The following is a 20,510-nucleotide window of genomic DNA, read 5'->3' as shown; positions in this document are numbered from 1 at the left end:
CTCCTTATTGTCCTAAGTATGAAGCGAGCGTTGCCGATTGGCTGTTCGCTTGGCTCATCGCCTGTTCCATCGCTGCAAAGCGACGATAGTAAGCATTCTCTTTGCTAGTTAATTTATCTGCCCACGTCAGCATACTCTTATCAAGATCGGCGAGGGATTTTCCGAGACGGTAAGTCGTCGAGACAGAACCATCAAGTCCTGCGACCTTCGAAATTTTATCTCGCATCGTCGTCGCGAATCCTTGGATTTGGCGAACAAATCCGTCAAGTCCAGCTGTACCCGGAATTGGATTTCCTTGAGCATCTTTTGTCGGTTCCGGTGCATCGGTCGTAAATAGTTTATAAACGCCTTCCGGTTGTTCCTCAAGCATTTTCTTCAGTTTTGTTTCATCCAGCTTTAACTTTCCTCCATCGCGGAAATCACTTGTTGAGGTGATACCGATTTGCGACATATAATTCAGTTCAATCGTTTTTGAGTCAGCTGTGTATGAGTAACCTGTGTCGATTTTTGCAGAAATCGCACTCCGGAACGAGTTCATTCCGTCGCGTAAGAAACTATCATTTTTCAAGACACCACTGATAGCTTTCTCTTCCCATTTCTTGACTTCGTCTTCACTTAATTCCTTTCGCTGCGCATCCGTCAACGGTTGGAAATCACGATACTTTTCTTCCCGAACTTTTTTATTCATCTTATCAATCATCTCGTTATACTTATCGACAAACTTCTTAATCGAATCAAAGTTCGCTTGCGTATCGAGTTTCGTGTTGAGGGTCGTAGCTGTCGTTGCTGTCCCGTTTAATGTGATCGTCAGACCGTTTTGCGTAAAGGTGTTGGTCCGTTGTTCGAGTTCCTGACCGCCAATCGTGTACTTTGCATTTTTACCGTCCTGCCCCATCGTCAGTGACTCGGAGTTCACAATCTCGGAATTGGCATTCGCATCACGAATCGTTATATCTGCCCCACTTGGATTCAATTTTCCGGTGCTTGTCTTCGTTAAAACTAGTTTACCTGTAATATCGTTATAGACAGCACTCATTCCGAGACTTGATTTAGCATTGATAGCTGATGTTAAATCTGACAATTTTTGCGTCGCATCAAGCGAAATCGTTTCACTGATTGCTTTTCCGTCAGCAGAAAAGCTATTGATTTGAACATTGATTTTTCCATCTGTCACAGTAAACATCCCACTGTCAGCAAGCGTTGTATCTGATGATTTTCCTGCCGCTGTTATCATCGTTACGGATGCTGCTGATGCTAACTGACCAATCTTATCAATCGTCACACTACCAGCTGTCGCTGCTGGACTTGCTGTCACGGATACTTTCGATGAATCCGAACTTGTCGCAGTCTTCGCTGTATAATTTTTCGATAACAGCATATCACTTGCTGCCGTTCGTAAATCAAGTAAGCCACGGTTCATTTCGCGGTAAGCGTCACGTTGCCAGGTCAATGTTTGTTTCTTTTGTGAAAGACGATCCACCGGTGCCCGTTCTGCCTGCATCAATTGTTTAATCATCGTTTCTGTATCGATCCCACTTGCGAGACCACTAAGACGTATCCCTGCCATCCAATCAGTCCTTTCCCTTAAATCCGTTTATCGATCAGTTGATTAAATTCCATGAAAGCGGCAAAAAAATCGAGTTCCTTTTTACTCGGAATTTCTTGGACGACATGGTTATTTGTATCGACGACTTGAATATAAAATTCATTGAGTTTTTCATGTTTGATAAACTTTAAGCCTGTTCGTTGTGATTCGAGCTGGACATTTGCCTTTTCAATGGCTTTTTCAAGCTTTGCGATATGTTGCGGTGTCGGTAGAATAACGACTCCATCCTGTGCCAAGTCCTCTTGATTCGCTTCGACGAAGACATTTCGTGTCGCTTCGTATGGTAAGACATTTTCAGGCAGGTGAAGCCGAATTTCCGTGTTGATGGAATTCATAGACAAACACTCCTTTTTCTTCTCTATGTAGTATATCGGCATCTTCCAGTAAGTTGTAATACCTGATTTAAAAATCAATAGAAAAAGGCCATGGAACGAGTCCACGACCTTTAAGTAAATTGTATGACCAATTACGATTAACGGAGTAATTGGAGAACGCCTTGCGGCTGTTGGTTTGCTTGTGCAAGCATAGCTTGTGCTGCTTGCGCAAGAATCGAGTTCTTCGTTTGGTTCATCATTTCTTTTGCCATATCAACGTCACGAACGCGTGATTCAGCCGCTGTCAGGTTTTCAGAAGATGTTTTAAGGTTGTTGATTGTGTGCTCGAGGCGGTTTTGTGTTGCTCCGAGTTTAGAACGCTCTGCAGATACTTTTTGAATTGCAGTATCGAGAACTTTAACAGCAACGTTTGCTTGACCTTGGTTACCAACTTTTAAATCTTTAACACCTAAAGCAGCAGTACCCATATCTTTAAATGCTAATTGAATGTTTTGTCCAGTGTTAGAACCAATGTGGAAAGTTGCTTGTCCATCTGTGTTGATGTTAGCAGCAGCAGTTTTTTCAGTGAAGCTAGAAAGTGCATTTGTAGCAGCACTTCTCACGTTTCCTGAAGCATCTTTAACAGTTACAGTAAGACCATTGATTGCTCCACCAACACCTGCTGTACTTGCAGTCAATGAAAGGTTTCCACTTGCATCAGCAGAAAGAGCTGTGCTAGTATCATCAGCTGTTCCATCAGTTGTTCCTAATGCAGCAGTTGTAAGAGTACCAGCAGTAAATGTATTAGTAACAGTTGCACCATCTTTTACATATGACACACTGATTACGTCAGTTGCTGTGATACCTAAGTTGTTTCCGTTTTTATCAGTTAAAGTTGTCAAAGCATCTGTTAAAACACTTGCAGTAGCAGTTTTAACTTCTGTATTTTGGTTAACGTTTGCTACAGCAGCTGCTTGCCCTTTATCCATTGAACCGTTTAAAAGATTTTTTGTATTGAATTGAGTTGTATCGCGAATACGATCAACTTCTTTTCCTAATTGGTTAACTTCATCTTGGATGTTTGTACGATCTGCATCAGTATTTGTATCTGTAGCAGATTGGACAGAAAGTTCACGCATCCGTTGAAGGATATCATGCGTTTCATTAAGTGCACCCTCAGCAGTTTGAATCATTGAGATACCGTCTTGTGCGTTACGTGAAGCTTGATCAAGTCCACGAACTTGTCCGCGCATTTTTTCAGAGATTGCAAGACCAGCAGCATCGTCGCCCGCTTTGTTGATGCGAAGACCTGAAGCTAATTTTTCCATTGATTTGCTTTGAGCAGCAGAAGCGCTCGAAAGTTTGTTGTGTGTGTTAAGTGCTGTAATGTTGTGATTGATAATCATTGTAAGTTTCCCTCCATAGGAATAATTTTTTTGTCTCTTTGAAGATCCTTCTTCTCCGAGATGCGCCCCCTGGCCGGCCCAAGAGTAGCGCGGTGGTTGTAGTCGATGACTGCTTCCACTCTATATATCGTCGCCGTACCGAAATGTTTAACAGTTTCTCTCAAAAAAAAATAAAAAACTTCAAACAAAAATCGCAGACGCTGTTTCCGTCTACGATTTCTGATTTACAGTCGCGTCGCGCCTGTCTCTTCCTGTAGTTGTTCCGCGACTGCAACCAACTCTTCCATCGCGCCGTTGACCTCACCAAGTGAAGCCGCTTGATGGCTTGATGCCTGCAAGACCTGTTCCGCGTGTTTCGATGCTTCTTCGACCATCGCAAGGATATTTGCCGTCGTCAATCCAACCTGATCGATTTCCTTGTCTGACTTAATGACAAGTTGATCAACCGACTGGACACGTGAATAAACACTTTCTGTCGACTGGTGAATCTCTTCAAACGACGAACCGGCTTGTTCGACGAGTCCGACACCAGTCGCAACTTCTTTTTGGACGTCCGTCATCGCATTAGCTGTATCGTTAACAAGACGTTTAACACCGGAAATTAAATCCGTGATTTCTTTGGCTGATGTTGCTGTTTGTTCCGCGAGTTTCTTAACTTCTGCCGCAACAACGGCAAAGCCACGCCCGGCGTCACCGGCCCGTGCTGCTTCAATCGAGGCGTTGAGACTGAGTAAGTTCGTCTGGGCCGAGATGTCACTGATAACATCGGTAATCCTCGAAATTTCACCTGTCATGCCGGTCAGTCGACTGTTCAATGTCGCTGATTGTTCCATCTTACTTGAAATCATATGCATCGCTTCGACAGAATCTGTCGCCAGCGTCTTCCCGTTCTCAGCTTCCGTCTGCATGACGGTCGCCGATTTCAACGCTTCATTCATTTCTTTTGCGACTTCATCCATCGTCCGTTTAACGGCACCGAGGGCATCCATCGACAGATAAGCTTGATCGACGTTTTCATTCATCTTCGTCGATAGCTCTGCCATCGCAGAGCGGATGCTTTCGCCTGATGCATTACCTTCTTGGACAGCAGCCGCGATTTCCTGCGCTGACGCCGTTAATTTATCACTTGAATTGCCCATCTGTGTTGCCTGTTTGCGGATATGTAAGACCATGACTTCGAGTTCATGCATCAACTGATCAACTTCGTCGCCGCGTTTTGCTTCTTCGAAATCAACGTTGAAATTACCGTTTGCGACTTCACGCGCTGTTTCCGTCGCCTTTTCAATCGCTTTAATCGGTTGACGGAGAATCAATTGGATCAATGCTGAACCAATGATGGATAAAACTAAGCCAATCCCGGCACCTAACCAAATCGACGGTCCGTCAGCGACATTAAGTCCTCGGTTTAAGAACAACGTCAACTGTGCTGAAATCCCACCAGTAATGACTGAAATCGCCAAGACCCAGACAAACAACCGCATCTTTAAATTTTTGCGTAATCTACTCATCTTCGAAACTCCCTTTCCTGTTTCAAATCTCATCACCTTACTTATCGGCAACTTCTGAGGACGCTTTAAGTGAATTGACCTGATTTTCCAGTTCTTTCTCATCTCATTTTCACCACAAATGAAACGCCATGCACAAAAATACCCAATCAACACTTCCTATAGAAAGAAAGTCGATTGGGTATCTTTAAGTTTAGAACGTTACTTGCGGTCAATCTCGACGTATTTATACGAGATATCTGTTCCGACATTATGACGGGCCAGGTTTTTGACTTCTGTGTTTTGGAGGAAGGCATTTTTTCGTTGGTAGACCGGTGAGATGGCTTGATCGTCAAGCAACATCGTTTCTGCTTCGCTTAACAGTTCCAGACGTTTATCTTGATCGAGTTCGTTTTCCGCCTGTTTCAAGAGACCGTCATACTTCTTGTTCGAGTAGTCCATCATGTTAAACGGATTTCCTGTCATGAACAAGTTCAAGTACGTTGTTGCATCTTGATAATCTGGAGCCCAGCTCGCGAGTGACAAGTCGTAATCCCCTCGTCCTTCACGCGCCAATCGTTCTTTTTTCGGCAGTGACAACAGTTTAACGTCGACGTTTTTTTGTTTCAGTGAACCTTGGATGTACTCACCGATTTTCTTCGAGACATCGTCGTCTTCAATGATCATCGTCAGCTCAAGGTTTTGACCAGCCAAAACTTGTTTCGCTTGTGCCGTGTCAAACGACGATTCGATTTGACGTGTCTTGTCGTATTTCGGATCAAGATCCTGCGGAACAATGTAATCAGCCGGCAATGAACCGTTTCCGAGCAACGTTTCCGTCAGTGCTTTTTTATCGTAGGCCGCATCAATCGCCTGACGTGTCTTCTGATCTTTGAGCGCGTCCGTTTTTTGATTCATCCGAATGAAGAACATCCGCGAATCGCTGAACGTGTTGTACTCTTTTTTGTTTTTGTACGTGACGACGTTTTCTGAGTTGAGTGGTGCAACGTCGAGTTCGCCTGTTTCAAACAAGTTGATCGCGAGCATCGGATCTTTGATGATTTTGACATCGACTTCGTCGATCTTGACGTTTTTTCGGTCGGCGTAGTCCGCGTTTTTTGCGAGCGTATAACCTTGCTCGGCCTGATATTTTTTGAACGTGAACGGTCCATTGTAGACGTTCGTTTTCGGATCCGTTCCGAACTTGTCGCCTTGCGCTTTGACGATGTCTTCCCGGACCGGCATGTATGTGCCAAACGTCGTCATGCTGAGGAAGTACGGTGTCGGGCGTTTCAGTTCAATCTGTAACGTCTGATCGTCAATGACTTTTGTTTCCTTAACCGGCTCGAGCAGATACGCGAATGGTGAATTCGTGTCGATGACGCGCTCATATGCATAACGGAAGTTTTCCGCTGTAACCGGCTTGCCGTCCGACCATTTGGCATTCGGGTCGAGCTTAAACGTATAGACTTTTCCGTCTTCCGACACGCTATGCGACTTCGCTGCTGCCGGGACCAGTTCATTGTTTGCATCAAAGCGGTAGAGTCCTTCATAAATCTGGTTAAAGATATTTGACGTGATGGCGTCTGCCGGGTCGACTGACAGGAGATCGTAACTTTCCATCGTATGCAGGACTTTCTTTTCGTTCTTATTTGGTGCTGCTTGTTCCGTATCCGTTGTTGAGCATCCTGCAAGCAGGAACGCCGTACTTGCCGCCGCGATCAATGTCTTTTTCATCAAAAATTCCCCCTAAAGATAATGTGCGTTGGATGATTCGGCGTTCCTTGACGTAAAACAAAAGACGTCCTCTATGCACAGCAAAAGCTGATGCATAGAGGACGCCTGTATCCGCGCGGTGCCACCTCTAGTTGAGATTAAAAATCTCCTCTTGTCGCTGGTCCAACAACCAGCTAGCCCGTTAACGGAGGCAACCGTCCTGTCTACTGAATCGTTCAACAGGCTCTCAGCGGTCCATTCCCTAATCAGCTTACCGCGTCAGGCTCTCACCTTTCCTGACTCGCTTTGTCGGCAGTGTTGACGGTACTTACTCCGCGTCGTTGATTTGTTTGATATGGCTTAACTTGTTGTTTACTTTACACGGCTTGTTTTCTCCTGTCAACGAAAAAAACTTAGAACGGATGGTCTTCTTTGCGTTCCTGTTCTTTCCGGACCGGACGGGGACGGATTGGTTCGACACGTTCAACATGTGTCCGCGTAATGATTCGGTTCCCGAATGCCGCATCAAGCAAGATCGTAATCGCTGCAGCTAGATGCAAGAACATGCCGACGACCGGAATGACACCGACTGTTGATGCAACAATCCCGACGATGTTTCCTTTTGAAACACGGCCGGCTCGTGCCGTCAAAACGACGACCACGATATGGAACGCTAACATAACCCAAAGCGCATTGTAGCCTGTTCCAAAGACAATAAATAATCCACCAAGCACCGGAATCCCGAGCATTGCCTCTAAACCACCTGATACCCACTTCAACGTCCGTAATGAATCTTTCCGACATTCCATAACGTCGCCTCCTCTTTTTTTCCATATGTGTAGTATACGACAAAAAACGGAGAAGGTTTCAGATTTCCTTTAGAATGTGAACTTGTTTTTTTATGTCGTCACTTCATCATATCTCACCAATTTTTCAATGCCTCAGTTTCCGGAGTCCAGGCGCGACTCCTGCGGGAAAAGGAAGGGCTTGTCCCTTCCGTCAGGAACAGGCGAGACCCGGTCGTCCGAAGAGGACGATCGCGGCTTGCGTTCCGCCCGAGGAAAGCGCGCCAACGGACGACAAGAAACGAAAGATATTTTTCATCGTAAGACCTATGGTCTACTACATACAAAAAAAAGCCCACTCGCGTGGACTTTCTGCAAAACAATTATAAGCCAAGCACGTGGAACTGATAACCGCGTCCGACGACGAACCCGGCATCTTTATACAAATCAAGCGCTCGTGCGTTGTCTGTCTCGACGTCGAGCTCAAGTTGCGTCCGCCCGGTCCGGAACATCGCTTGGACCATCAGCTTCAACATTTTCTTACCGTACCCGTTGCCCTGTGCTTCCGGGCGGACGGCAAAGGCATGAATGCTCGCCTGCGTGTCTGACGCCAGATAAGCCCGAATGACACCAACTGGCTTGCGGTTTGCGACACCGATGAACGTGACACGATCATCCGACTCAATCGCTTGGTAAATAGATTCTGCCTCGTCTGCCGTGTTGCCGAATGATGAACCGAGTGTCTCAACGATGAACGGACGATCGTCCGCTGTTGCTTCCCGCAGTTCGAAATCCGGGTCCGCTTTTAAGAACAATTGCGCTTTTTTCAGCACCATGTTGTATTCCGTCATCCGGTATTCAGCACCAAGTTGACCAAGGACCGCTTGGCCGGACTCGCTTGCGTCATCAATGACGAACGTAAACGCTTCGACGCCTTGCGGACGTGCCGCTTCTTTCGCTGCTTCGACAAGTGTCTTAAAGACACCTTGCTTCCGGTAATCTGGATCGACGAAGACATTGAGTTCCCATTCCGTCGGCAAATACGCGAAGGCCTGCAGATAACCGATTAATTTCGTATCGTCATAAATCGCGAAATCATTTTGTCCGACCCAATCCGCCGCGACTTTCAATTCAATTCCGTCGTGATCGTTGACACATTTCTCAAGTTGCAATACTTCTGTTGTTTGTTTGACTTCTGTTACTGTCCATTCCATTTCACTTCACCTCAACCTTTACTATATCGGACCATCAAAAGAAGCACTAGCAAAAGCTGGTGCTCCTTGCAGTTTCCTCATTTTAATTTGAATGTCTTCATCATCGTCGGAATGTCACTTGTGATCAAGTTGGCGATTTTTTCTTTGCCGACTGCCCCTTTGACGGCTTCCGTCGGTTGCACATAATAGTACGTTTTGTTGCCTTTTGTGCCGAGATACGTGCCGAATCCGACTTGTTTCTCAAATTGTTTTTTCGTTAATTTTTTCGGTTCAAAGTTCAAATTCACGAGCATTTGATCTTTGCCCTTTACTTTATAGTAGAGCGAAAACGTTCCGCTACGTGTCACGGTTCCATATTTCGTCTTGATCGTTTTATTTTTGACGACATCGACCTTGTCTTGCTTGATCGCTGTCTGTAAGGCTGTCGTCGCCTTGACCGAATAACCAAAGTCCTTGTTTTGAATCGTGCCTGTGTTGTACGTCACGTTACTTGCACCGAAAGCTGTCATTGGAATTAGACATGCTCCGATTAATACCCCTGTCATTGCTACTCGTTTCATGCTAACTCCCCCTTAACTCTTCAATAGTAGAGGAATTCCCTTTTGTGAAATAGGTAAACTCTATTCTTGAAAAAGATTTGACGGAATTGTCTAAATTTCTTACGATAGAACTAACGAAACGAAATGGGGTTAAACTGATGGCTGAACAAGAACTATTAACGCAAGAACAGCTCGATAATCTGCTGAAGAATTCGTTTGCGATGCAGGTACCAATCCTCGAGAAGTTCATGAAAGATACACATGACCGCTACGCACTCGCAACGACATCGTTCAAACGCGATATGGATACGATGAAAGAATCAGAGTGGCACCAGTTCTTTGCCGGTAAGTTGTTACCGCACTTTTTCCTTGAGCATCTCGGCTTCGGGGCATCGTTCCGCTTCAACGGACACGATAAAGAAGTGGATCTTCCGGAAAACGTCGTCCCGGTCCGCAATGACGCCGATGACCAAATCGCGAAAGTCGTCCTTGGTGTCGAAAAAGCGATGAAAGACATGCATATCAAAAACCATAATCTGGTCGCGAAATTCTACCAGGAGACACTCGAATTGGCCTGCCAGATGGGCAGTCGCGTCGGGATGAGCGATGAGTTCTATACGCTCGTCAAACCAAGTCTCGTTCAAGCAAACGACTCTGAATAATCAACAGGTCCCGCTCTTCACTCCGGTGAGAAACGGGGCCTTTTTTCTTACATTATTTGAACCGGATATAAAAGCAGGCACCGCCAAGCGCGCTGTTCCGGACACCGTACGCTAAGCCGTGACTGTCGAGAATCAGCCGGCTGATTGCAAGTCCGAGACCATGCCCGGAGCCGCCGGTCTGTTTGACATACAAATCCCAGATCGTCGCGCGGTCGCTTTCTGCGACGCCGCTTCCGGCATCTTCGACCGTCAATTCGCTTTCCGTCAGCCGGACTAACACTTCACTTCCGCTCGGGGCAGCGACGTGGGCGTTCATCAGGAAGTTGACGAGCACCCGTTCGAACATCCGTCGATCAAATGAAAGCCGGACCGGTACTGTCTCAACCGTCAACCGCAGACCGTCTTTAAGGAACGTCGACCGCAACCGTTCCACTGTTTCTTCGACTAATTGATTGAGTACCACTTCTGTCCGGTCAAGCGGCATCATTCCGCCGGCCAGTTTCGAATAGACCAGCGTCTCGTCAATCAGCAGACCGAGCCGATCCGTTTCTTCGATGATACTGCTCGTAACGTCCGGCAGTTCGTCGACCGGAATGACACCAGCCGCCAGAGCTTCCGTTTCATTGCGAATGATGGCGATCGGCGTCCGCAAATCGTGGGTGATTCCGGCAATAAAGGATTTCTGCAAAGCTTCTTTTTGGACCAGCTGTTCCTGCATCTCATCGACGGCATGAATCAAATCACCGACTTCATCGTTAGGCCGGATCGGTAGCGCGACGTCCTTTCGTCCGTCCCCAATCTGTTTCGCGACGGTCCGTAACTCCATGATCGGCCGGATGAATTGCCGTCCCATATAATAGGCCAGTCCCGTTGCCAGCAGTAAGGCAGCAAGTAACGCCACACCAATCGCCAGATAGACGCCGTCAAGGGCACTGCTTGCGAGCGGTGCTTCACGGATTGTCGTGATGACCGTATTACCGCTCGTCAATTGATACGTCAACAGTCGGTTGCCTTGGACTTCGATACTGTCCTGTTGTTGCAGATCATTCAGGATCGGCAGTTCGACGACTTGCCGGCCCCGTCCCCCGATTCTTTCCGTTACACCGTCACGGGTGATAAACCCCTGGATTTCCCGGGGCACCGGACGGTCTTCTGTTAGTGCTTCCTGGATGATATTCGCTTCCCGTGTCAGCTGACTGTAACGTTCATCTTCCGCAAACCGATTAACGAGGAATGCCGTCAGACTGAAACTGAGTACACCCATAATCAACAACGGGGCGATGACCGCCAGCAAAAACTTGCGCATCAGCTTACTCATTCAATCGCCTCCAACCGGTAGCCGACCCGGTGGACCGTCTTCAACTGCTGTTTAATCGTCGGCAGCTTATCACGCAACTGTTTGACGTGTGTATCGACCGTCCGCGTGTCACCCCCGAATGTATAACCCCAGACTTCGTCCAGAATTTGATCCCGTGTCAACGCTTCCCCGAGATGCTCAAAAAAGTAGAAGAGCAGTTCGAACTCCATCTTCGCAAGACTAACGGTCTCTGGTCCATTTTGGACACGGCGGGCCTTCTCATCAATCGTCACGTCACCTAACTTCCGCCCGACCGGCAGCCGTTGTTTTAACGCCCGCTCGAGCCGGATGATCAGTTCCTTCAGGACAACCGGTTTGACGAGATAATCATCTGCTCCAAGTTCCAGTCCAAATACGCGATCGTCGGCTTCCCCGCGTGACGTCAACATGAAGACGACCGGTGACGATGCCAGCGCTTTAATCCCCGGAACAAGCGACCAGCCGTCCCCGTCCGGTAAGCGGACATCGACAAGGACAGCGTCAAATGACGCGTTCGTAAGTTTTGTTTTAGCCTCCGCAAGTGATGCCGCAAGCGTGACCGTATATCCATGATGGCGCAGGAAACGTTCCGTGACCTGTGCCAGTTTCAGTTCATCCTCAATCACTAAAATATTCATCTTCATCCCTCCACTAGTAGTGTACCGCCTTTTTTGAGCGGTTGACGTTTCTTTGCGATTTCCTTGCAACTTCCTCACAACTTCGCAGGCGTGTCCCGCTAACATAAAGGGTGAAAGGAGTGATCACCCATGCAATTCAAAAAACAATGGATCACCGCATTGACCATCAGCGCCTTAACAGTAGGAGGAGCGTCCGCTTATGCTGCAACCAATGACGACAGCTCGACGGAAACAAAATCAGAGCGCCATCACTTCGAAGGAATGAAACGACTCGACTTTACGTTACTGCTCAAAAAATTGAATCTGACGGAAAAACAGGCGAATGCCGCCCGTGAAAAAGGTTTATCGATCGCAGATCTGGCCAAACAAAAAGGAATCTCGTTCAGTGACTATAAAAAGGCGGAACTCGCCGCCGCAAAAGAACAGCTCGCTTCACTCGTCAAATCAGGTGACTTAACGAAGTCGCAGGCAGCGGATATGTTAAAACATCATACGGAACGTTTTAGCGGGGTTTCGAGTTATGCCGATTTAAAAGAACAGATGCCAAAAGGACCGCATAGTGAAAAAGGCGGTTTCTTCAATGAATCGCTGATCGCCGACGTCTTAAAGGCACTCGGTCTGAGCCAGAATAAATTTGATGCTGCGAATCAATCACTCGCCGCTTATGCGAAAGCCCAGTCCATCAAGTTCTCTGACTATAAAAAAGCTTTGCTTGCAGCCCAAACGACGCAACTCGATCAACTCGTCAAAGACGGGAAGATGACGAAAAAACAGGCGACGGAAATCAAATCCCGGCTGACGGAAGAGTTCTCTGACGCAAACAGTTACGATGACTTACCGGACCGCGGTCAACACGGACCAGGCGAACACGGTGGACCCGGTCATGACGTCTTCGGTGACACAACGTCTGCTATCTTGAAACGACTGAATCTTGATGAAGCGAAGTTCAAGGCTGCCGATCAATCGTTACCGGAATTCGCAGAAGCGAATAAGATTTCGTTTGCTGATTTTGAAAAGGCTGTCCTTGCCGAACAAACGAAAGCAATCGATGCTAAAGTTAAAAGCGGTACCATCACGAAAAAACAAGCGACGGCAATCAAAGAACGGATGCAGGAACGTGCCGATGAAGTCTCAAGCTATGACGACTTACAGCAAGGTCCCCGCGGCGGACACGGACCGGGACGTCATCACGCGCCAGGTATGAACGGTTCCGACCGACCTGAACAAGCCGATCCAAACGCCAGCGACACGTCTGTCGACTTAGCCATCTGATCACGCATTAAAATCACGACAAATCTCATCGATCTTCACAACAAGTGGAGCATGATGAGGTTTGTCTTTTTGTCTTTTTGTCTTTTTGTCTTTTTGTCTTTTTGTCTTTTTGTCTTTTTGTCTTTTTGTCTTTTTGTCTTTTTGTCTTTTGTGTTCTTAATAATCTTTTACGACTTTATGGTCTTATCGTCTCCTGTCGTCTTATATATTGATGTTTTTTCTGTTTTTCTTTCAATCCGTGGATTGCATGAGACGGTTGCGTCCACGTTCGAAGCTCGACTTCTACGGGAAAAGGAAGCTTTGCTTCCGTCAGGAACAAGGAAGACCCGGTCGACTGAAAAGGCGATCGCGGATTCCGTTCCGCCCGCGAAAAGCGAGCGAAAGAACGTGGACGCACTCTCCCCATCACCACTTTTTTACTCATCCCCCAAAAAATGATTCACTTTTTTTGAAAAATAAGTCTATCTGTCGAACTTTGATTGCAATTCAGGGACAGATACTCCGATACTAGAAAGAGAGTTAAAAATTCGAGTGAGGAGATTCAGCCATGACTTTTTTCAACGCGATGCAACGACTCAGTCGTTCATCCACATCCCCCTTGTTGATCGGCGGGCTAGAACTGTCACATCCGGAACGTGTAGAGCCGTTTTTTCAACAAACGACGGATGCTGTTTTTTTCTTCAATCACCTCGGTGAAATTATATACTTTAATGAATACCTTCCACGGATGCTCGGTTATTCGGAAGAAACGTTGTATGAACATTTTGCCGTTTTCAATCCACCGGAACAAATCGAGGACGTGACTGCCTTTTTCAACCGTGCCCTTGCCGGGGAAACCGTCCATTATACGGCGCAAGGACTGCACGTCGATCAACACCGGCTGACGTTAAAAATCACCAACATGCCAATTGAACAAGACGGTCAGGTTGTCGGGGTCTACGGTGTCGCCCGCGATATCACCCGTGAGAAACAACTCGAAAATGACGTTGCCAAAATCCGGTCCCAGCTCGAACTGACGGAACAGGTTCCGGAACTGGTCGTCTTCACATACGATCCGTCGACACGGACCATAGAGTATTCCCCGTCCTTGATCAACTACTTAGGTCTTGATCCAGCGAAACCGAAACACTTGTCCAATGAACAGGTGCACCAACGGATTCACCCACGTGACTTTGATCCACTTAAGTTTCAGATGATCCGGTTGCTGGACGGCGAAATCGAGACCTTTGAACAAGAGGTGTCGGTGCTCAACGCCAATCAAGAGTACCAACTCCTGCGTTTAAAAGCGTTGCGACGCGACGGTCTGAACGGTCCGATTTCCGTGATTCTGTACGATTTATCGGAAGTCGATGACGTCCGGCGTCAACTGAAAATGGAACGTGAACAAACAAAAGAAATTTATGAGGCGCTCGAGGCAGCGATCTCGCAAATCGATTTATCAAACGGACGACTGCTGTTTCATTCCAAAGGGTTCTTCCAGATTTTCGAGGAGCTGCCAAAAGACCTGATTCTTAGTCAAGACTGGTTGTTTGAGCGACTGGATCCGCGTGACAGACCGGCGATGAAACGATTCATCAAACGGCTGACGTCCGGGAAATCCGGCACGATCCAGTACCGACTGCTGTTTCCGGACGGACGTCGCAAATGGATCGAGGACCAGCAGATTCCCGTCTTCCAACTCGATGGAACGATTGCCTATACAAACAGCATCATGCACGACATCACGCTTCAAAAAGAGTACGAGGAACGGTTGCAACAACTGGCGATGCATGACTCCATCACCGGTCTGCCGAATCGGTTGTCGTTGACGGATACGATTCAAGACTGGATGCAACAAGGGATCACCTTTTCGATTCTCTCGATATCATTTAACCGGATTACCGATATCAACAATGCGTTTGGTCACGCGACCGGCGATCAATGGATCCAAGCGACCAGTAACCTTCTTTATACGACGAAACCGGCCGAAGTCTTTTTTGGTCATCTGGGCGGAGACGAATACGCGATGCTGATTCCGTCAAGCTACAAGGAAGATGTCACCTCTTGTGCCGAGACCTTACTGGCGTTATCCGCTGAACCGATTTTGATTGAACCGTATGCCTTGTTTGCCCGCGTCTCGATCGGCGTCAGCCGGTTCCCGGACGACAGTGACAATCCGGTCGAACTGATGAAACATTCCTATACGGCACTGCGGCGTTCACGGCGCGAAAACCATAGCGCTTTGCATCACTATGCCTCGAATCTCGACATCGACTATTACCGCCGTTACCGGCTGGAGCAGGATTTACATTATGCCATCGAACGGGAAGAACTGTTTCTTGAGTACCAACCGAAAGTCGACAGCTGGACTGGAAAAATCATCGGTCTCGAAGCCTTGATCCGCTGGCAACACCCGGAGTGGGGACGGATTCCTCCAAATGATTTTATCCCGCTTGCGGAAGAAAGTGCGCTCCATGTCGCAATCGGTGACTGGGTCGTCGACACCGCCTGTAAAACGATGAAACAGTGGGCACGTGCGGGGACACCGGCGATTCCGATTTCAGTCAACGTCTCGCCGAAACGATTTTTGATTCCCGGATTTGAACATCAAATTGAACAGATCCTGACGAAGTACAATTTATCGCCCCACTTGCTGGAACTTGAAATCACGGAAGCCGCCTTGATCATGGACGATCCGAACATCAGTCGGACGCTCGAATATGTCAGTCAGATTGGTGTCCGGATTGCTCTTGATGATTTCGGCAAAGGCTATTCATCGATGGTGTATCTGCAACGGTATCCGATCAATGTCGTCAAGATTGACCGCCAGTTCGCGACGCATATCACGGACGATGCCAAGGCGCAGGCAATCGTCAAAAGCATTCTCTATATGGCAACGGAATTTAATTTAGCCGTCGTTGCAGAAGGGATCGAGACACACCGCCAACTCGAGACATTCCGGGCGCTCAACTGTCCGAACATCCAAGGATATCTGTTCAGTAAACCGGTTCCGGCCTCTGTCATAGAAGGTTTCCTATTACGGGAAGTGTTGTATCCGATTGAAGCCTGTTCGCTTGCAGCCGACAGTGTGCCAAGCTTCGTGGTTCAAGGGAAAATCAAAATGCTGAAACACCAAAATCAAGCATTGGATTTAGGCTTTTCGGACATTAAGGCTCATCGGACCAGCACCCGTTTTCTTTACTTCACGACGGATACGCCACTCCCGTTGCAAAGCGCGACTTTTGAAGTGCGTCTGTTCGAAGGGATTCAACTCGTCTCCTGCACCCTGACGGTCACAGCGATCGAACACGGGCAATACGTCGGCGAATATACGACGACGCAGGAAGCGGAACTTGTCTTACGGTTTTTCCAATCACTCCGGTACAAAGAATAAGTCTCGCACTAAGGTCGTTCTCGCGCGCCTTAGTGCTTTTTTGTTATAGTAATGAAAAGTACTAAAAAAGGGAGGGGTTCGATGCCTGCGACTGAACAGGCCAAACGACACCGCCGGTCAACGAAATGGCAACTGGTGCGCCGCCTGTTGTTATTGACGATTGGGGCGGTTATTTTTGCGATTGGATTAAAAGGGTTCCTTGTCCCGAACAGCATCATCGATGGCGGGATCGTCGGAATTTCAATCATCGGCTCCAAGCTGACGGACTCGACACTCGCCCTTTGGCTGTTCTTCCTCAATATTCCGTTCATCTTTTTTGGTTATAAACAAATCGGAAAAACCTTCGCTTTATCCACACTGTATGCCATCACGGTCATGGCGATTGCGACGAAGTTGCTCGAAGACATCGGTCCGATGACACGGATCGATTTGCTTGCGACGGTGTTCGGAGGACTGATTCTCGGAATCGGGGTCGGGATCGTCATCCGGGCCAGCGGTTCACTCGACGGGACGGAAATCTTAGCGGTCTCGTTCAGCCGATCAACGCCCTTCTCCGTCGGTGAAATCGTCATGTTCTTCAATGTCTTCATTTTAGGGGCTGCCGGTTTTGTCTTCGGCTGGGACCGGGCCATGTATTCGTTGATCACTTACTTCATCGCTTTCAAGACGATTGATGTCGTCATCGACGGGCTCGATCAGTCGAAAAGTGTCTGGATCATTTCTGAAAACCATGAAGAGATTGGTCTTGCCATCATGGACCGGCTCGGTCGGACGATGACGTACCTAAACGGGGAAGGCGCCTTTTCCGGCGATGACAAAAAAATCATCTTTTGTGTCATAAGTCGGTTGGAGGAAACGAAGCTGAAAGAAATCGTCCGTGATTTCGATGAAGAAGCTTTTATCGCGATCGGAAACATCCATGATGTCCATGGCGGTCGTTTCAAGAAAAAAGATATTCATTAACGTACTCTACTAGAGAGAGGAAGAATCGCCGTGTCGTTTTTGAAAAAACACCGCAAGAAACTGATTGCCGGACTGATCGTACTCATCGTCTTAGTCCTGATTGCCATCGTCGGAATTTCTGCTTATGTCGGTTCTTCGTTGACGGAGCCGCCTCGGGAACCGTTGACGACCAACCCGAAAAAGGCGGAAGGTCTCGTTTACGAAAATGTCTCGTTTCGCTCTTACAAAGACCGGACCCGTTTATCCGGCTGGTGGATTCCGAGTGAAGACGCCAAGCTGACAATCGTCTTTGCCCACGGGTACGGGAAGAACCGGGAACAAAATGATGTCCCGATCCTTCCGTTGTTCAAGAAATTCCACCAGGCCGGGTACAACGTCCTGACATTTGATTTCCGCGGTTCTGGTGAATCCGAAGGTAAACGGGTCACCGTCGGAGCGAAGGAACAGGATGATTTGCTGACGGCCGTTAATTATGCGAAGTCCCGCGCATCGGAACCGGTTGTCCTCTACGGCATCTCGATGGGAGCTGCAACGTCTCTCGTCACGGCACCAAAAGCCGAAGTCGCCGGTGTCATCGCCGACAGTCCGTTCAGTGACCTCAAGAACTATCTCGAGACGAATCTGCCGGTTTGGAGTGGATTGCCGAACTTCCCGTTCACGCCGGTCATCTTACAAGTCACCCCGCCTTTGACGGGATTGAATCCGGAACGGGTTCAACCGATCGAAGCCATTCGTCGGATCGATTACCCGATTTTGATGATTCACGGGAAAGACGATGACGCGATTCCGGTCACCGAGAGCATGCGGTTGCAAAAAGCAGCGCCGCGTTCCGAGTTATACGTGACGGAAAACGGCGGACACGTCCAGTCGTACAAACATGACCGGAAAGCCTATGAAGAAAAAGTCTTATCTTATCTCGAAGATATCCGTTAAACCGACAGGAGACCTTTGTTCCTAAGAACAAAGGTCTCCTGTTTTTATATACTTAGCGTTTTAACACGGCACTGCCGACAATCTTCAAGACTTCCGGGCGGCTGAGTTTTTCTTTCCCGCGTGCGAGTGCATCAAGCGTTCCGTGAGCAAGCGCAAGCGGAATCTTACAGAACTCATAAATAGTCGTCTGTTTCGGAATCGATGCGAGGTACGCATCGGCTTCCGCCAGATTCTCGCGGGCATACTCGAACATCGTCTCCGTCGTCCAACCGGGCGGGAAATATCCGACACCACGTTCTGCGTCTTCCTGTTGATTACGCAGGATGTTGACGGCCTGCAGTCCCCGTCCGAATCCGATTGCCTGTTGCTTGTCCGTCACGATACCAGCTTTCCAGTACCAGATGTCGGATAACATGACACCGACCAGTCCTGCGACGTAATACGTGTACTCGTCAAGGTCTGCCGCCGTTTTGACCGTCCAGTCCCGCTCTGCCCAAGTGGCCATGCCTTCTGCCATCTCGGCCGTTGATTCCAAGACTTTCGTCCGAATACCAACCGGACAATACGCAATCCATTCTGACAAGCGTAGCGTCACTTCCGGTAACTGATCCGCATAAGGGGCAATCATCGTCCGGTACGCATGCGCGTCGAATGTTCCCCGCATCATCAACGCCGTTTCCCGCAGTAATGTCGTCTTGACCCCGGTCGGCAATTCCTCGTGATCTTCGATTTCATCGATCGCCCGCATACATAAGTAAGCAGCTCCGACGGCTTCCTGTAATTCCTGTGACAGACGGCTGATCGGTATATAAAAGGTCCGGCTCGTCGCTTTTAATACACGATTCGCATCTTTCTTCAGCTGCTTCGTCTCATTCATCCATTACACTCCCTCTTTAGTCAAAAAGGTTTCTTTTCTCTACATTACTATACACGATTCAAAAGAAATGAGCATTTTTTTGTTAAACGAAAAAACAGGACCGACATTGAAGTCTGTCCTGTCCTAGTCATGTATCCGTCCGTTGCTTTAATAATTGACTCATCAGACCGGTACTTTGTGAGGCTTCCGCATTCTCATCCTGAATCGCCAAATAGATTTCTTTGCGGTGGATATCGATTTGCCGCGGGGCATTGATGCCCAGCTTGACTTGATCCCCTTCGATGGCGAGAATCGTCAGCTCGATGTCATCCCCGATTTGAATCGCTTCTCCCGTTTTTCGTTTTAAGACGAGCATCAGCGGCCACCTACTTCAGTCAGACTGCCGATCATCCGACGATTGGCGTACGTTTCATCGAGAATGATTTGTTTCGCTTGACGGCGTTGCGTCTCCATGACGAATGGTGCCCGTAGGTTCGTCGTCGACTCCTGGAACGGTTCGCGTAACGTGACCGTCGTATAGACAGCGACTTGTGCCGTTTCCTGAATACCAAGCTGCTCTTTCGCCGATTCCGGTAATTCAAACACGTAATCCGGATCAATCCAAAATGGATTCGTCACGACGAACGCACACTCCGGCTGGTCAATCGATTGGAAGGACCAGAAAGGAATGCCTTCCCCAAATGGTAAGAGGATAAAGCGTCGTGCTTCCGGAAAACCCGGTACTTCCGAAACGAACGTGATGATTTCACTTTCGTCGACTTGAACCGGACCAAAAAAATCAGTCATGATTTGCATATGATTATCCTTCCCCATCGAACATGCCGCCGACCGGCCACATGTCCAGTTGATTTTGTTCCCGTAGATAAATGTCGACCGTACCTTCCGTGACTTTCAATTCCGGACGATTAACCTGAACCTCGATTCGTGGTCGCTCTGCCGTGTAATTGAGTTGCACTTCTGCCGGTGTGTAATTGATTTTGACCCGGTCGAGACTGCGTGGCGAAAAGCCGAGTGTCGTTACTTCAGCAGGCGGTGTGTCCCGCGATTTGGCGACACGGGAAACTGCGTTGCCCCCCTGCTCAATCCGCATCAGTTGATCCCCTTCAGAAGCGGCACGTCCAACCGCTTGTTGTCCCACTTGTCGACCATGCTCCGCATAACGCTGGACAGACTCAAAAGCCGGAATCCTTCCTGTTTCAATCATCGCCTGAGTCGAATCAATCTCGAGCCGGGCGGCAATTGTCTCGATCGACAGATTCCCTTTCGGCTGTTCGATCGATAACGTCGCCGGTGCCTGATGTTGCTCAAGTGTCGCACGGGTGGTATTGATTCCAATCTTCGCTGACGTTTGACGCATCTCAAGATGTGGCAGATTCACCGTCCGTCATTCCC

The 20,510-nt window shown here is 48.1% G+C and carries 19 protein-coding genes and 1 other annotated feature; of the genes, 5 read left to right on the top strand and 14 right to left on the bottom strand.

The genetic code is table 11. From position 1 onward, the window contains the following. Positions 1–4 precede the first annotated feature (4 nt). The 8 genes from fliD to MUN34_RS01700 form a co-directional block, all read right to left on the bottom strand. Positions 5–1,567 (bottom strand): flagellar filament capping protein FliD, encoded by a 1,563-nt coding sequence (fliD, locus tag MUN34_RS01735; RefSeq protein WP_247856743.1) that lies wholly within the window; start codon positions 1,565–1,567, stop codon positions 5–7. 17 nt (positions 1,568–1,584) lie between these two features. Next, positions 1,585–1,941: a flagellar protein FlaG gene (locus MUN34_RS01730; RefSeq protein WP_247856742.1), complete on the bottom strand. Its 357-nt coding sequence runs from the start codon at positions 1,939–1,941 to the stop codon at positions 1,585–1,587. Between the two features lie 137 nt (positions 1,942–2,078). After that, positions 2,079–3,326 carry a flagellin N-terminal helical domain-containing protein gene (locus tag MUN34_RS01725; RefSeq protein ID WP_247856741.1) on the bottom strand — a complete coding sequence of 416 codons (1,248 nt, stop codon included), beginning with the start codon at positions 3,324–3,326 and terminating at the stop codon, positions 2,079–2,081. A 224-nt stretch (positions 3,327–3,550) separates the two neighbouring features. Further along, positions 3,551–4,834 carry a methyl-accepting chemotaxis protein gene (locus MUN34_RS01720; protein ID WP_026827543.1) on the bottom strand — a complete coding sequence of 428 codons (1,284 nt, stop codon included), beginning with the start codon at positions 4,832–4,834 and terminating at the stop codon, positions 3,551–3,553. 198 nt (positions 4,835–5,032) lie between these two features. Continuing rightward, on the bottom strand, positions 5,033–6,547 hold the full coding sequence (locus tag MUN34_RS01715; RefSeq protein ID WP_247856740.1) for a peptide ABC transporter substrate-binding protein: 1,515 nt from the start codon (positions 6,545–6,547) through the stop codon (positions 5,033–5,035). A gap of 94 nt (positions 6,548–6,641) precedes the next feature. Continuing rightward, positions 6,642–6,877: a binding site (T-box leader), on the bottom strand. A 62-nt stretch (positions 6,878–6,939) separates the two neighbouring features. Next, entirely contained in the window at positions 6,940–7,335 is a 396-nt protein-coding gene (locus MUN34_RS01710) for a hypothetical protein (RefSeq protein ID WP_114595086.1), read from the bottom strand. A 359-nt stretch (positions 7,336–7,694) separates the two neighbouring features. Beyond that, positions 7,695–8,525: a GNAT family N-acetyltransferase gene (locus MUN34_RS01705; protein WP_247856739.1), complete on the bottom strand. Its 831-nt coding sequence runs from the start codon at positions 8,523–8,525 to the stop codon at positions 7,695–7,697. Positions 8,526–8,602: 77 nt separating this feature from the next. Continuing rightward, positions 8,603–9,085: a hypothetical protein gene (locus MUN34_RS01700; protein WP_247856738.1), complete on the bottom strand. Its 483-nt coding sequence runs from the start codon at positions 9,083–9,085 to the stop codon at positions 8,603–8,605. Positions 9,086–9,222: 137 nt separating this feature from the next. Between MUN34_RS01700 and MUN34_RS01695 the strand changes: the two genes are divergently transcribed. Further along, complete coding sequence (locus MUN34_RS01695; protein ID WP_012371315.1) at positions 9,223–9,726, top strand: hypothetical protein; 504 nt, start codon at positions 9,223–9,225, stop codon at positions 9,724–9,726. A 52-nt stretch (positions 9,727–9,778) separates the two neighbouring features. Here the strand turns inward: MUN34_RS01695 and MUN34_RS01690 are convergent, their stop codons facing one another. Next, on the bottom strand, positions 9,779–11,044 hold the full coding sequence (locus tag MUN34_RS01690; RefSeq protein WP_247856737.1) for a HAMP domain-containing sensor histidine kinase: 1,266 nt from the start codon (positions 11,042–11,044) through the stop codon (positions 9,779–9,781). Further along, positions 11,041–11,700, bottom strand: a complete 660-nt coding sequence (locus MUN34_RS01685) for a response regulator transcription factor (RefSeq protein ID WP_247856736.1) — start codon at positions 11,698–11,700, stop codon at positions 11,041–11,043. The genes MUN34_RS01690 and MUN34_RS01685 overlap by 4 nt, the downstream gene beginning before the upstream one ends. Positions 11,701–11,829: 129 nt before the next feature. Between MUN34_RS01685 and MUN34_RS01680 the strand changes: the two genes are divergently transcribed. The 4 genes from MUN34_RS01680 (at position 11,830) to MUN34_RS01665 (ending at position 18,241) form a co-directional block, all read left to right on the top strand. Next, a complete protein-coding gene (locus MUN34_RS01680) occupies positions 11,830–12,972 on the top strand; it encodes a hypothetical protein (protein ID WP_247856735.1) in 1,143 nt (380 codons plus the stop codon). 547 nt (positions 12,973–13,519) lie between these two features. Continuing rightward, positions 13,520–16,345, top strand: coding sequence for a sensor domain-containing protein (locus MUN34_RS01675; protein WP_247856734.1), 2,826 nt, complete (start codon positions 13,520–13,522; stop codon positions 16,343–16,345). An 81-nt stretch (positions 16,346–16,426) separates the two neighbouring features. Continuing rightward, positions 16,427–17,308 (top strand): YitT family protein, encoded by an 882-nt coding sequence (locus MUN34_RS01670; protein ID WP_247856733.1) that lies wholly within the window; start codon positions 16,427–16,429, stop codon positions 17,306–17,308. A 30-nt stretch (positions 17,309–17,338) separates the two neighbouring features. Beyond that, the gene (locus tag MUN34_RS01665) at positions 17,339–18,241 is read left to right on the top strand and encodes an alpha/beta hydrolase (protein ID WP_247856732.1); all 903 of its coding nucleotides are present in this window, start codon (positions 17,339–17,341) and stop codon (positions 18,239–18,241) included. 52 nt (positions 18,242–18,293) lie between these two features. Here MUN34_RS01665 and MUN34_RS01660 read toward each other — a convergent pair whose 3' ends face one another. The 4 genes from MUN34_RS01660 to MUN34_RS01645 all read right to left on the bottom strand — a co-directional run bounded on the left by MUN34_RS01660 (position 18,294) and on the right by MUN34_RS01645 (position 20,496). Continuing rightward, the gene (locus MUN34_RS01660; RefSeq protein ID WP_026827534.1) at positions 18,294–19,118 is read right to left on the bottom strand and encodes a squalene/phytoene synthase family protein; all 825 of its coding nucleotides are present in this window, start codon (positions 19,116–19,118) and stop codon (positions 18,294–18,296) included. 127 nt (positions 19,119–19,245) lie between these two features. Beyond that, the gene (gene csrA / locus MUN34_RS01655) at positions 19,246–19,473 is read right to left on the bottom strand and encodes a carbon storage regulator CsrA (protein ID WP_026827533.1); all 228 of its coding nucleotides are present in this window, start codon (positions 19,471–19,473) and stop codon (positions 19,246–19,248) included. Next, positions 19,473–19,913 carry a flagellar assembly protein FliW gene (gene fliW / locus MUN34_RS01650; protein ID WP_247856731.1) on the bottom strand — a complete coding sequence of 147 codons (441 nt, stop codon included), beginning with the start codon at positions 19,911–19,913 and terminating at the stop codon, positions 19,473–19,475. Before fliW ends, csrA begins: the two co-directional genes overlap by 1 nt. Positions 19,914–19,917: 4 nt before the next feature. Then, positions 19,918–20,496: a DUF6470 family protein gene (locus tag MUN34_RS01645; protein WP_247856730.1), complete on the bottom strand. Its 579-nt coding sequence runs from the start codon at positions 20,494–20,496 to the stop codon at positions 19,918–19,920. Positions 20,497–20,510: the final 14 nt, after the last annotated feature.

Origin of the sequence: Exiguobacterium sp. 17-1 (assembly GCF_023096305.1) — a bacterium.
GTDB classification, from domain to species: domain Bacteria; phylum Bacillota; class Bacilli; order Exiguobacteriales; family Exiguobacteriaceae; genus Exiguobacterium_A; species Exiguobacterium_A sibiricum_A.
This window is presented reverse-complemented; position numbering and strand designations above follow the sequence as displayed.

What these genes read in the sequence shown, in the direction of transcription:
- fliD (WP_247856743.1), bottom strand. Translation starts at nt 1,567, where the DNA reads ATGGCAGGGATACGTCTTAGTGGTCTCGCAAGTGGGATCGATACAGAA.
- MUN34_RS01730 (WP_247856742.1), bottom strand. Translation starts at nt 1,941, where the DNA reads ATGAATTCCATCAACACGGAAATTCGGCTTCACCTGCCTGAAAATGTC.
- MUN34_RS01725 (WP_247856741.1), bottom strand. Translation starts at nt 3,326, where the DNA reads ATGATTATCAATCACAACATTACAGCACTTAACACACACAACAAACTT.
- MUN34_RS01720 (WP_026827543.1), bottom strand. Translation starts at nt 4,834, where the DNA reads ATGAGTAGATTACGCAAAAATTTAAAGATGCGGTTGTTTGTCTGGGTC.
- MUN34_RS01715 (WP_247856740.1), bottom strand. Translation starts at nt 6,547, where the DNA reads ATGAAAAAGACATTGATCGCGGCGGCAAGTACGGCGTTCCTGCTTGCA.
- MUN34_RS01710 (WP_114595086.1), bottom strand. Translation starts at nt 7,335, where the DNA reads ATGGAATGTCGGAAAGATTCATTACGGACGTTGAAGTGGGTATCAGGT.
- MUN34_RS01705 (WP_247856739.1), bottom strand. Translation starts at nt 8,525, where the DNA reads ATGGAATGGACAGTAACAGAAGTCAAACAAACAACAGAAGTATTGCAA.
- MUN34_RS01700 (WP_247856738.1), bottom strand. Translation starts at nt 9,085, where the DNA reads ATGAAACGAGTAGCAATGACAGGGGTATTAATCGGAGCATGTCTAATT.
- MUN34_RS01695 (WP_012371315.1), top strand. Translation starts at nt 9,223, where the DNA reads ATGGCTGAACAAGAACTATTAACGCAAGAACAGCTCGATAATCTGCTG.
- MUN34_RS01690 (WP_247856737.1), bottom strand. Translation starts at nt 11,044, where the DNA reads ATGAGTAAGCTGATGCGCAAGTTTTTGCTGGCGGTCATCGCCCCGTTG.
- MUN34_RS01685 (WP_247856736.1), bottom strand. Translation starts at nt 11,700, where the DNA reads ATGAATATTTTAGTGATTGAGGATGAACTGAAACTGGCACAGGTCACG.
- MUN34_RS01680 (WP_247856735.1), top strand. Translation starts at nt 11,830, where the DNA reads ATGCAATTCAAAAAACAATGGATCACCGCATTGACCATCAGCGCCTTA.
- MUN34_RS01675 (WP_247856734.1), top strand. Translation starts at nt 13,520, where the DNA reads ATGACTTTTTTCAACGCGATGCAACGACTCAGTCGTTCATCCACATCC.
- MUN34_RS01670 (WP_247856733.1), top strand. Translation starts at nt 16,427, where the DNA reads ATGCCTGCGACTGAACAGGCCAAACGACACCGCCGGTCAACGAAATGG.
- MUN34_RS01660 (WP_026827534.1), bottom strand. Translation starts at nt 19,118, where the DNA reads ATGAATGAGACGAAGCAGCTGAAGAAAGATGCGAATCGTGTATTAAAA.
- csrA (WP_026827533.1), bottom strand. Translation starts at nt 19,473, where the DNA reads ATGCTCGTCTTAAAACGAAAAACGGGAGAAGCGATTCAAATCGGGGAT.
- fliW (WP_247856731.1), bottom strand. Translation starts at nt 19,913, where the DNA reads ATGCAAATCATGACTGATTTTTTTGGTCCGGTTCAAGTCGACGAAAGT.